We start from the raw sequence: 10,796 nt of genomic DNA, 5'->3' as shown, positions 1-10,796 counted from the left end.
GTTCGCATCGCCGTGCTGAACGGCTACACCGCGCTCGGCATACCCGTCACTGTGGCCGTAGGATAGGTCCGTCCGGGGAAAGGGGAACCACGCTCAGACCCCGATTTGTGCAACAGCGCCCCCTGGGGAGCGGTGTTATTGCGGCCGTTTTTTTCGTTTTATTGATTGTTGCTTATCTGTGGGTCTCTGGTCTTGGTGTGCATAATGACACCCATGGCGATGCTCACGGCGCGGCTCATGAGGCTGCTGATGGAGATACGCATGAAGCCGCTCTTGATGAAGAAGAAAGGGGAATACACTCAAAAAATTAGAGTAAATTTTTTGATTGAGAGTGTAGGAGAGGGGGAGATATCTCTCCCTTTTCAATTTTCTGATATTACCTTTCGGGTGTATGCAACGGGTTTCTCGATTCAACTTTGTAAGGGCGGGAACATAGTTAATAGATGGCGAGTGCGGCGAGAGCGATGGTCGAGAGGAGCACCTTGGGGCAGTGGTCATAGCGGGTAGCGACGCGCCGCCAATCCTTCAGCCTGCAAATATAATCTCGATCCGATTGCGGTGCTTGTCGCACTTCACCGTTTTCTTACGCTATTTTCGGTCAGGGATACGGGAGCGTAGCCTTTTGTCGTTCGGTGTTTCCGGAAACCTGTCGGCATCATAGCGACGGTCTCTGCGATTCATGTGCGCTCTCAACGGTCTTTCATTTCTGATAAGCGACCGATGATTGGTCTCTGCTAAGAAAGGCCGCAAATGTACTGAACGTATTACGGCGAATTAACGAAAACGCGCCCGGTTCGCAAATGTATCAAAATGTATGCTTGAGGTGGAGCCTCGCACTGGCTAGCTAGCCATAGGGAAAGCAAACGGAGCTGTTTGATGCGCTCAAAAACGGGAAAGCTGTGGACATCGTTGACGCTGGCACTGTTGCTAGCGCTGTCCGCACTTTTCGCGGCCTTGACGACAGAAGTGGAAAATCAGGCTGAGGTTGTTCCTGTTGCCCTGCATGAAGCGGCACAGTGGCACAGCCATTCCAGCTCTGGCCTATGCCACAAGGCAGCGGCCTGCGAGGTGTCGGCCGCATTGCAGCCTTGGCAGCAAGTTTCCATAATCGAAAAGGCGGGAAAACTGGCGGTGGCCCTGAGTGATTCTGTCTTGGCTTCGGTGGCACTCGAAGCGCACCTTCCACCTCCCAAAACCTGATCAAAAGCACCTGCCCTCTCCCTGCTTGCCATTACCTTTGCTTGAAGACTGCAGCAGTGCGTAATTGCGCCGCTCTATGAGTGAGCGCTGCATCGGCTGAACCCAGCGCGCAAAGAAACTGCATTTGCGGATGCTTGCAGGGGATTACCAGACCAACATCTCAACAGACCAAAGGACTGACGACGCTATCCATCGCACCTTGGCGCACGGCCTTTGTCGGCGCCGCACTTGCCCTGTCTGCAGCCACCATGGCTCAGGCCGGGACCTATGACATCACCGTGGACAAAATCCGCATCGATGCTGGAGACTTTCGAAAATCTGGTGTCGGCTACAACAAAAGCCAGATCCCGACCATCCTTCGATTTAGCGAAGGCGAAGAGGTCACGCTCAATGTGACCAACAACCTGCGCAATGACACCTCAATTCATTGGCATGGGCTGATCTTACCGTTTGATCAGGACGGGGTGCCGAAGATCAGCTTTGACGGTATCAAGCCAGGCGAGACTTTCAGCTACAGGTTCCCGGTTGTGCAGGCCGGTACCTACTGGTTCCACAGTCATTCCGGCTTCCAGGAACCGGATGGGGCCTATGGTGCCATCGTTATCGAGCCGAAAGGCGGCGAGACAATACATGCAAACCGCGATTATGTGGTGCAGTTTACTGACACCCATCCGCATCGCGGCAAGCGGATCATGCGGAACCTCAAGATGTCGGCGGATTACTACAACCGTTCGCAGCGCACGCTGCAGGACTTAATACAGGATTCCGGCAGCATGGGCCTGAAGGCGGCGTTAGAAGACCGAAAGATGTGGGGCCGGATGCGGATGATGCCGACTGACATCGAGGATGTTCAGGGCTTTACGCCGATGATTAATGGCCAGAGCTCAGCGCAGAACTGGACTGGCTTGTTCCGTCCAGGTGAGAAAATCCGGCTTCGGCTCATCAACTCTTCGGCGATGGCTTATTTCGATGTTCGGCTGCCCGGTCTGAAAATGACCGTGGTTCAGGCCGACGGCAATGACGTGAAGCCGGTGACAGTGGATGAGCTCCGTATCGCCGTGGCTGAGACCTATGACGTTGTTGTCCAACCCAAGGAAAACCGTCCCTACAGCATTGTGGCGGAATCTATGGGGCGCACCGCAATGGTTCGTGGGACGCTGGCGCCACGCGAGGGGCTGGCTGGGCCAGTTCCCCAAATGCGGCCCAAACCGCGGCTGACGATGGCTGATATGGCCGGGATGATGGGTCACATGGGTATGGAAAGCCATGTGATGCGCAATGATACTGGCATGTCCGAAAGCATCATAATGATGCCGGGCATGGATCACAGTCAGCACCAGATGCCTGCATCCTCTGGCGGTTCGTCAATGAGGGAAATGGACCACAGCCAGCAGGAGATGGCCGCCCCTGCCAGGGCAGAGCCGATGGCTGACGTGGACCATAGCCAGCACAACATGAGCGGAGCCAAGGCATCCAAACGGGGCGCGCTGACCGGGTTGAACCACAATGGACATCAGATGGTGAGGGTTGGCGAAAAGGAGGGCTTTTATGCGGCGGGCAGTGGGTTGACACCTAGCGCAGCAAACGGCGGAAAATTCCTGTCCTATGATGACCTAAGCGCCCGCCGACCGCTCTACAGGGACCGTCCCGCGACACGGGAGATCGAGCTGCGCCTCACGGGCAACATGGAGCGCTACATATGGTCGATCAACGGCAAGAAGTTGTCCGAGGCCGAGCCGCTGAGACTGAAGTACGGCGAACGGGTCCGTTTTAAATTCGTCAATGAAACTATGATGGCCCACCCAATGCACCTGCATGGCATGTGGACGATCCTAGATACCGGCAAGGGCCGCAGAGATCCCGTCAAGCACACTGTAAGTATTGCGCCAGGCACTACTGTCTACACCGAAACCGAAGTCGATGCGACAGGCCAGTGGGCCTTCCATTGTCATCTCTCCTATCACGCCGACGCGGGCATGTTTCGCAAAGTAATCGTCGAAGGCGGCCCGGCCTGACCCGGAAAGATCAGAAAGAGACGTAAACATGAGCAAAATACGCAATGCGGCCTGTGCCGCAGTCGGCGCGGCGGCCCTTTGGTCCGGCCCCGCCGAAGCAGAGCAGCTGATCTACGGCTTTCAGGCCGAGCAACTGGAATACCGGCAAAGCGACGGTGAGGATGCCTTTGTCTGGGATTTCGATGCCATGATCGGCACTGATGAGCTGAAACTCGTCTGGCGTAGCGAAGGGGAACGGGTTCAGGGATCGAGCGAGCTCGAAGCTCTGGAGAACCAGCTGCGGCTGCAGTTTCCGGTGTCTACCTTTTTCGATGCGGTGGTTGGGGTGCAAGCCAGCACACCGGACGGTTTGCCGGACCGCTACAACGCTGTGCTAGGCCTCAAGGGGTTGGCGCCGCAATGGTTCGAGATCGACGCCGATCTGTACCTGTCGGAACATTCGTTCTTGCGCTTGGAGGGCGAATACGAGGCGCTGTTGACCAACCGCCTGATCTTGGTGCCGAACCTGGAGTTTACAGTGCCGCTGCAGGATGACCTTGCCTACGATCAAGCGGCTGGTAGCGTTACAATCGAGGCTGGCCTGCGGCTCAGCTATGACCTCATCGACCGGGCGGTCTCTCCCTACATCGGCATCAACTACGAAGAATCCTTTGGCGGCTCAGCGGATCTTCTGCGCGCCAGCGGTGAAGATAACGGTGTGCTCTCGGTCGTCTTCGGGTCCCGTTTGATGTTCTGAACCCTGACACCGGGCCGGGACAACCCGGCCCGGTGCATCCCCTTCCTGCCATGGTTCCGGCGGTGGAAGGGAAATTTTTCCTATCGAAATCAAGGAGACAAAAATGAAGAAACTTTTTCTTTTCGCAGTACTGGCCACTCTGACCGGCGCACCTGTTGTGGCCGGTGTTTCGGGCCACGGCGACGGTCATGGCGCCCATGACAGCCGCGGCGAACAGATGGCGGCTGGCATGCCCGGAAACCGCAACAAGGTTAGCCGCACAGTGAAGGTGAAAATGAAGGAAACCGACGACGGAGAGATGGTATTCACTCCCTCTGCCTTGGAGTTTGAGCAGGGCGAAACTATTCGCTTTATGGTGGTGAATGAGGGTGAGCTCGACCACGAATTCGTCCTTGACACACCGGAACGGAACGCCATGCACAAGCAGGCAATGTCGGCCCAGATGCAAATGCACAACACACCGAATGCCGTCACTTTGGCACCCGGGAAACGCGGCGAAATCATCTGGAACTTCAGCAATGACGGCATATTCGAATTCGCTTGCCTGATCCCGGGGCACTATGAATCTGGCATGTACGGCCAGATTGCGGTTCAATGATCGGCTGAGGGTTGCTGCCTGGTTCCTCAGGTAGCAGCCCTGCAGCGCGGCAGCTCCAATGGGGCTGCCGCATTTCCCTCTATCTCAGCGGACTTACTTCAATGCCGCCCGAGCACAGGTTCCCGCACTATCATTCTTTCGCCCATAGGGCCGCTAACTGGCTGGGCTTCAGTTATGATGAAACTTCTCCGGAATGGGTGCATCCGGTTATGCATCTGGTATTGCTGCTAGCTCCGGCTTTGCTGGCAATCTCCGCGGCTAGGCTGCTCGGCCGGGCCGTCCATCTGCGCCTTGCGCGTTCCACCTCTAGGCCTGTGACCCATACGACCGTGTCCATCATTGGTCTCGACCGGAACCTAATTTCGCACATTCTCCAGACCACGCGCCGACAGCAGTTTTTCCTACTGTTTCTGAGCCTGTCTTTGTTGCCTGTGTTGTATCTATCGTTGGAACTTCCCAAGCAGATAGTGAATAACGTATTGAGCAAATCGCACGCACCGCTGAGCCTGTTAGGATATAATCTAACCGCCACGCAGCATCTGGCAGTTCTAAGTGGTGTTTTTCTGCTGGCAATCACGTTGAATGGTGTCGGGAAGTACCTGCTGAATGTGCTGAAGGGGCGGCTTGCCGAACGCTGTCTCAGACGTCTCCGGCTGCTCATCTATTGTCATTGGCGTAAACAAATCGGCCAACCACGAAAAAGCGAGCTTCCGCAAATTCTGGGGCCGGAGGCAGAGCCGATTGGCGGCTTTGCAGCGGATCTGGTTGCGCTTCCGGTGACCCAGGGCGGAACGTTGCTTACCATCCTGCTGTTCATGTTCATTCAGGATCCGATCCTGGGTGCTGCTGCACTGACTGTTCTGCCGCTGCAACTGTTTCTGCTGCCCTATCTGCAGAGGATCTTGAACCGGCTGAGCCGGGAACGTATTCAGGAGATGCGTAGACTTACCTGCAGTCTGACAGAACAGCTGAATCCGGCGCAGGACGGCCCCGGAGATGTGCTGCTTACAATGGCCTCGTTGCGGCAGTTAGAGGCGATCCGCAGGCGGATCCACCGGGTGAAGTTCTTTGCCAAGGCGTTGAACAATTTTTTGACCGCGTTGACGCCGTTCCTCTTCTATTCGCTAGGTGGATACTTTGTACTTGAGGAGCGCATCACTCTGGGCGCTCTCATCGCGGTACTGGCAGCGCATAAGGATTTCTCAGCTCCACTGAAAGAGCTGTTCCGCTTTTACCAGCAACTCGAAGATACCCGGATACGCTACAAGGAAATTCTGGGGTTTCTGTTGGAACAACAGCAAGCGGGTTTGAGTTCGTCAATGAAAAGCTGACATTCAGCAGCGCTGCTCCCGCAGCAGTGTATGTTTGCATGTGCGAGAGGGGGGATACGGAAGTGGTGCCGTACAGCATTCAACATTTTGTGTGCTAAACTACTTCGTAGTTACCCTTGCAAAATTCATGGTCCTGGCAGGTCACCTGCCATGTTGATGGGGCTGTTGCGATGGCGGGCGCAGCCGCAGAAACAGACCCTCGAACAGAAAAACAACTACCATACCGGCGATGGCAATCAGCACGATCGACGGATCAGATTGCCACTTCATCGCTGCAAAGGCCGCGAGCACGACAGCGTCCAGCCCGATTGCCGTCAGTAGGATCCAGCCTTGGGCGCCGACCTCGTCACGAAGGTTTCGGAACACCCCCCAGTGGATGAGGATATCCATCACCAAATAGAAGAACACGCCGAGCGATGCGATGCGGCTCAAGTCGAAAAAGACAGTGAGCAGTGACGCCACTACCACCGTGTAGACCAGCGTGTGATCGCGCACGACACCCGGCATGCCGAAATGGCTGTGCGGAATCAGTTTCATTTCGGTCAGCATTGCCAGCATTCGCGACACTGCAAAGACACTGGCAATCAGGCCCGAGGCGGTTGCAATCAGCGCCAGCCCCACGGTGAGGTAGAAGCCTGTGCGTCCCAGCGCGGGCTCAGCGGCTTCCGCCAGAGCATAGTCCTTTGCGGCCACGATCCGCTCAAGTGGCAGGCTGCTGCCGACGGCCAAGGCCACCAGCAGGTACAAGATCGTGCAGATCGCAATAGAAATCACGATGGCGCGTCCGACGTTACGGTGCGGATCGGTGATTTCGGCGCCGCTGTTGGTTATGGTGGTGAAGCCCTTGAAGGCAAGAATGGCCAGCGCCATCGCAGCGATTAACCCGGTGGCGCTGGTGGTGCCAGCGGCCTCGGCGCTACTGCCTGTAGCCTCAAAGGTGACACCGCCAACCCAGAGTGCGGTGATGCCGAACAAAAGGATCCCCCCGACCTTGAGCGCAGCCATCAGGATCGAGAGCCAGCCGACCGAGCGATTTCCCGACACATTGACGAGCCAGGCGAAGAGGATCACCGTAACGCCGATCGCGGGGACCAGCCAATTGTCACGAGGTATGTCGAGACCGCGCAAGAGGTAGTTGGCAAAGGTCCGCGCCACGAGGCTTTCGTTGATGACCATCGACAGCGCCATGAGCAGCGCGGCTCCAGCAGCGACCGTGGTTGGCCCGTAGGCCTTTTGAAGGATCATGCCGATGCCCCCCGCCGAGGGGTAGGCGTTAGACATCTTGACGTAGGTATAGGCACTGAAGCCGGTAATGACGGCCCCGGCGACAAAGGCGAAGGGAAAGAGCGGGCCAGCAAGTTCTGCGATTTGGCCCGTCAGCGCGAGAATTCCGGCCCCGATCATGACACCGGTGCCCATGGCGACAGCGTCCAGCAGCGTGATGGTGTTTTCCCGATATTCGGACCTCATCCGGTTTTTCCCTCCTTTTGTGGTCGTCTGTTTGGCTGTCGTTTTGCGGACTTGCCGCCACGCAGGGCCAGCAGCACCAAAGGCGCCGCGGTCAGCAGGCCAAGGGCAAGGAAAAGCCACTCCGCCGTGCCAAAATCTCCCGCCATCGCAGCGCTTCCGAAATGCGCCAGTATGAAGCTTGTTGGCAGGATCCCGGCCAGGGTGGCCAGTGCAAAGCGCCAGAAGTGCAGGCGGCTCAGCCCAGCGGCATAACTCATTACGTCAAAGGACACGAAGGGCAGCAAGCGGCTCACAAAGACAGTCAGAGTCAGTGCGTTCTGGGAGCCTAACAGGCCACGACCAGTCTTACCACCGAGCAGACGCTCAACCCTATCGCGCCCGCCGCCGCGCGCCAGAAGGAACGCCAAGATTGCGCCCATTTCAGAGCCGAGCGCGACGTAGACCGCCCCAAGGTAGTGCCCGTAGGCGGCCCCGGCAGCGAGAGCAATCGGCGCACTCGGCAGCGGGCTGGCCACTACGGCTGCCGTCATCAGGCCGATCACAGCAAGCGGTCCCCAGGCTCCGGCAGAGGCAACCAAATGCGTGACCCTGTCCTGATTGAGCTCTGCTGACCACCATCCCGCACTCCAGGTCACGAACAAAGTCACTAACAGGGCCAATAGACCCAAGGTCGCGGCAACGGTTCCGAGGCTGCGCTGCCTTCGCTGTTCGCGGTGCTTGGTCATGTCTTGTCTTTTCGTCGGGCTTGTCACTCAGACGGCGGTCGTGCAGAGGGCGCATCGAACGGTTTCCGAGCGACAGGGGAGTGGCCCGGCCGATGTGACCGGACCCAAGGTAAAGGGGCCGATGCAGGATTACTCTTGGTCCGACATGCCCTGCATCATCTGATGCCCGCCCATGCCTGTCCCGTGCATGCCGCCGTCGTTCATCCCGTTCCCATGCATGCCTTTCCCGTTCATCCGTTTCATCCGATTGGCGATGGCGCTCATTTCATCAGAGGTGATGGCGCCATCCCCGTCCGCATCCAGATGCTGGAAACGGTCTACCATCAGCATGTCGAACATGGTGCAGGAGGTGCCTTCCGAGTATTCCCCAATGGTGAAACTCTTGCCGTAGCGGTGGCCCACGACGCCCTCGGAAAGCTCGAAATGGTCGCCGTGAAAGGTCACGCGGGTATTGGCGACGTTGAAGGACAGAAAGCCGTAGGTGTTTGCCGGATAGAGCGGCAGTTCCGTTCCCGTGTTGAGCGCCCCCAGAAACCCGATCAACTCGCCGCTTTTGGCGGTTAGCACACGCGGATTCAGCTCCGTCAGGCCTGACAGGAAGACACTCACGGCCTCGCCCAATCGGCGAAGGCGCTTTTCGGTCGCTTCCTTGAGGCGATCCGGCGCGCTGCGGTTCAGGAATGGCAGGACGCTTTTTGGAGGCGGGCGATGGATGATCGTAAGGGTGAGCGTCTTGTCGCGCAGCCCGCTGGTCTCTAGCTTCTTGCGCCAGAGCCGGTCGACTTCTCCCGCGAAACTATCCTCGCGCAGGGGCTCGAGGTCCGACGTGATCGCCTTCGAGACCTTATGGACGTAATAGCTGAACTCCGGACCCAATTGCGCAATGATCCGAGCAAAGAGCGCGGTCACCTTGTCGAGATAGGCGTCATCGGTCGTGTAGCTATTGACCCCGTCGAGCCGGATGCACTGGAAAAGCTCGTTGACCCGGGTCCGCACGGTCTGGTCATCAACTAAGCTTACATAGGGCAGCATGTGCGCGAGGCGGGTCTCGCGCGCATACCAGTCTGGCGTCATTGTGCGGGCATCGAGCGCAGCATCACGGGCGTCATCACGGGGCATAGCTGTCCCCGCCATGAATGGACCTGTTGCGCGTGGGCGGTGTCTCCTGCAGCGCCGTCATCATCACGTCGATGAAGCGCGGGTCCCAATCGGCGGCCTTCCACAGCACCGGATAGAGCAGGGCCGCGACAGCCAGCACCGCGATATGCTGGACCCAGACGAACAGGAGCACCGAGCCAAAGAGCCAGACCATCGCATACATGATGGGCAGGCCCAGAAGCTTCGGCGGGCGCACGAGCCCCAGAAAGAGAGGCGCGCGCTCAGCCACCGGCAAAGACCGCGGCAACGATGGTGGGGGCAGCCGCGACACCAGCGATGCCCACGAGGACCCAAAGCGCTTGGCGCAGGTCGATGATGTTGAAGAACCAGCTCAAAAAAACGCCGAGGACCGCGAGTGTGGCGATGACCACACCAAGAGGTCCGGTCAGCGCATCGACAATACCCTGCAACAAGCTCTGGATCGGGGAGAGATCGATGCTCTGTGCAAGGGCGGGCTCGGCAATGAACAGGAATAGCGCCAGCGAAGCGACAAAGAGGTTTGAAATCTGTTTCATGAATTTGATCCTTCCAATCGGGCCACGACGGCCATGACGTGGGCCACGTGGTTCTGGGTTTCTCGGTAGGGGGGAACGCTGCCATACTGGCGGACCGCATGGGGTCCGGCGTTGTAGGCAGCCAGCGCCAGGTGCGGATCGCCGAACGTCTCCAGCATCATCGCGAGGTAGCGGGCGGAGCCGTCGAGGTTCTGCAGCGGATCACGCGGGTCGACGCCCAGATCACGCGCCGTCGCTGGCATCAATTGACCAAGGCCAATGGCACCTGCACTTGAAATCGCATCCTGCCGATAAGCGCTCTCAACCTCGATATTGGCCCGATAGAGAGCCAGCCAATCCGTCACGGAAAGCCCCGCGCGACGCAGGCCGGGATGGCCGGCATAGCGCAAGGCCGTGGTCTGAATCCCGGAGAGGACATCGGCGCGGGGCAGGGGTGCCGGACCGACACGGGCTGCAAAGCGCATCGCTTCTCGCTCTGGCACAGTTTCATCGCTGCCGAAAATCGCAAGTTCATCGGCAGCCGATCCCTGACCGATGCCATCATTGTAGTTCCGAGCAAAACTGCTCTGAGACCGGGATGGGGTCAGAGAGCCGTCGCTCTCCATGACCAGGACCATTTGCGCTGAGGCAGGTGCTGCGACCAGCCAGAGACAGACGAGGTTAGTTGTCAGCGCCCTTGTCTGATGGGGCTTTGTTTGGCGGGGCGAGTTTGTGTGTACGGCTTGTACCCGCCTCAAGCGGCAGGTCGACATGCGCAAAGCCAAGGCCAATGAAGAAAGACACCACGCCGGAGATCGTCTTGAATTCGCGAATCTTGATATCGTTGTAGGTCGTCCGCGTGCGGGCGGTGACGAGGAGCTTTTCCACCCCGTCATCAGAGACAACGCGCATGATCCAGACCCCGTAATAGCTAGGGCCTTTCTTATGTGCCGACTCCTGGCACAGGATTTCTGCGCTATAGCCGCTTTCCACGAGTTCGCGGAACCTGGCTTCCGTAACCACATTTGGTGCTTCGATGTCCCAGTTCATGGCCCGGCTCACGCTTTCT

12 protein-coding genes and 2 pseudogenes are annotated in these 10,796 nt (G+C 58.1%); 6 read left to right on the top strand and 8 right to left on the bottom strand.

Translation table 11 applies throughout. From position 1 onward, the window contains the following. Positions 1-107: 107 nt before the first annotated feature. Positions 108-311, top strand: a complete 204-nt coding sequence (locus SM763_RS23360) for a hypothetical protein (protein WP_368999921.1) — start codon at positions 108-110, stop codon at positions 309-311. A 125-nt stretch (positions 312-436) separates the two neighbouring features. On the opposite strand, the pseudogene SM763_RS23355 reads toward SM763_RS23360, so the two are convergent. Then, positions 437-669 (bottom strand): annotated as a pseudogene (locus tag SM763_RS23355) (IS5/IS1182 family transposase); the annotation flags it as partial. Positions 670-876: 207 nt separating this feature from the next. Between SM763_RS23355 and SM763_RS23350 the strand changes: the two are divergent. The 5 genes from SM763_RS23350 to SM763_RS23330 all read left to right on the top strand — a co-directional run bounded on the left by SM763_RS23350 (position 877) and on the right by SM763_RS23330 (position 5,880). Further along, the gene (locus SM763_RS23350; protein WP_368999920.1) at positions 877-1,200 is read left to right on the top strand and encodes a hypothetical protein; all 324 of its coding nucleotides are present in this window, start codon (positions 877-879) and stop codon (positions 1,198-1,200) included. Positions 1,201-1,448: 248 nt separating this feature from the next. Continuing rightward, positions 1,449-3,215, top strand: a complete 1,767-nt coding sequence (locus SM763_RS23345) for a copper resistance system multicopper oxidase (RefSeq protein ID WP_490363309.1) — start codon at positions 1,449-1,451, stop codon at positions 3,213-3,215. 28 nt (positions 3,216-3,243) lie between these two features. Next, on the top strand, positions 3,244-3,951 hold the full coding sequence (locus tag SM763_RS23340; protein WP_368999918.1) for a copper resistance protein B: 708 nt from the start codon (positions 3,244-3,246) through the stop codon (positions 3,949-3,951). A gap of 103 nt (positions 3,952-4,054) precedes the next feature. Continuing rightward, on the top strand, positions 4,055-4,549 hold the full coding sequence (locus SM763_RS23335) for a cupredoxin domain-containing protein (protein WP_368999917.1): 495 nt from the start codon (positions 4,055-4,057) through the stop codon (positions 4,547-4,549). A 101-nt stretch (positions 4,550-4,650) separates the two neighbouring features. Beyond that, positions 4,651-5,880, top strand: a complete 1,230-nt coding sequence (locus SM763_RS23330; protein WP_368999916.1) for an ABC transporter transmembrane domain-containing protein — start codon at positions 4,651-4,653, stop codon at positions 5,878-5,880. Positions 5,881-6,021: 141 nt separating this feature from the next. On the opposite strand, the gene SM763_RS23325 is transcribed toward SM763_RS23330, so the two are convergent. The 7 genes and pseudogenes from SM763_RS23325 to SM763_RS23295 form a co-directional block, all read right to left on the bottom strand. Beyond that, positions 6,022-7,350: an APC family permease gene (locus SM763_RS23325; protein WP_368999915.1), complete on the bottom strand. Its 1,329-nt coding sequence runs from the start codon at positions 7,348-7,350 to the stop codon at positions 6,022-6,024. Further along, on the bottom strand, positions 7,347-8,075 hold the full coding sequence (locus SM763_RS23320) for a TVP38/TMEM64 family protein (protein ID WP_368999914.1): 729 nt from the start codon (positions 8,073-8,075) through the stop codon (positions 7,347-7,349). The genes SM763_RS23325 and SM763_RS23320 overlap by 4 nt, the downstream gene beginning before the upstream one ends. 320 nt (positions 8,076-8,395) lie before the next feature. Then, positions 8,396-9,194: pseudogene (locus SM763_RS23315) on the bottom strand (VirB4 family type IV secretion/conjugal transfer ATPase); the annotation flags it as partial. Continuing rightward, positions 9,184-9,462 carry a VirB3 family type IV secretion system protein gene (locus tag SM763_RS23310; protein WP_025042451.1) on the bottom strand — a complete coding sequence of 93 codons (279 nt, stop codon included), beginning with the start codon at positions 9,460-9,462 and terminating at the stop codon, positions 9,184-9,186. The pseudogene SM763_RS23315 and the gene SM763_RS23310, both read right to left, overlap by 11 nt. Beyond that, the gene (locus SM763_RS23305; RefSeq protein WP_008282963.1) at positions 9,455-9,748 is read right to left on the bottom strand and encodes a TrbC/VirB2 family protein; all 294 of its coding nucleotides are present in this window, start codon (positions 9,746-9,748) and stop codon (positions 9,455-9,457) included. Before SM763_RS23305 ends, SM763_RS23310 begins: the two co-directional genes overlap by 8 nt. Beyond that, a complete protein-coding gene (locus SM763_RS23300; protein WP_368999913.1) occupies positions 9,745-10,365 on the bottom strand; it encodes a lytic transglycosylase domain-containing protein in 621 nt (206 codons plus the stop codon). The genes SM763_RS23305 and SM763_RS23300 overlap by 4 nt, the downstream gene beginning before the upstream one ends. Positions 10,366-10,408: 43 nt before the next feature. Then, positions 10,409-10,777, bottom strand: coding sequence for a hypothetical protein (locus SM763_RS23295; protein ID WP_056037100.1), 369 nt, complete (start codon positions 10,775-10,777; stop codon positions 10,409-10,411). Positions 10,778-10,796 lie beyond the last annotated feature (19 nt).

This window comes from Pseudophaeobacter sp. C1-32P7 (genome assembly GCF_041008775.1).
Lineage (GTDB): Bacteria > Pseudomonadota > Alphaproteobacteria > Rhodobacterales > Rhodobacteraceae > Phycobacter > Phycobacter gallaeciensis_A.
This window is presented reverse-complemented; position numbering and strand designations above follow the sequence as displayed.

Coding starts and splice junctions, on each gene's coding strand:
- SM763_RS23350 (WP_368999920.1), top strand. CDS start 877: ATGCGCTCAAAAACGGGAAAGCTGTGGACATCGTTGACGCTGGCACTG.
- SM763_RS23345 (WP_490363309.1), top strand. CDS start 1,449: ATGGCTCAGGCCGGGACCTATGACATCACCGTGGACAAAATCCGCATC.
- SM763_RS23340 (WP_368999918.1), top strand. CDS start 3,244: ATGAGCAAAATACGCAATGCGGCCTGTGCCGCAGTCGGCGCGGCGGCC.
- SM763_RS23335 (WP_368999917.1), top strand. CDS start 4,055: ATGAAGAAACTTTTTCTTTTCGCAGTACTGGCCACTCTGACCGGCGCA.
- SM763_RS23330 (WP_368999916.1), top strand. CDS start 4,651: ATGCCGCCCGAGCACAGGTTCCCGCACTATCATTCTTTCGCCCATAGG.
- SM763_RS23325 (WP_368999915.1), bottom strand. CDS start 7,350: ATGAGGTCCGAATATCGGGAAAACACCATCACGCTGCTGGACGCTGTC.
- SM763_RS23320 (WP_368999914.1), bottom strand. CDS start 8,075: ATGACCAAGCACCGCGAACAGCGAAGGCAGCGCAGCCTCGGAACCGTT.
- SM763_RS23305 (WP_008282963.1), bottom strand. CDS start 9,748: ATGAAACAGATTTCAAACCTCTTTGTCGCTTCGCTGGCGCTATTCCTG.
- SM763_RS23300 (WP_368999913.1), bottom strand. CDS start 10,365: ATGGTCCTGGTCATGGAGAGCGACGGCTCTCTGACCCCATCCCGGTCT.
- SM763_RS23295 (WP_056037100.1), bottom strand. CDS start 10,777: ATGAACTGGGACATCGAAGCACCAAATGTGGTTACGGAAGCCAGGTTC.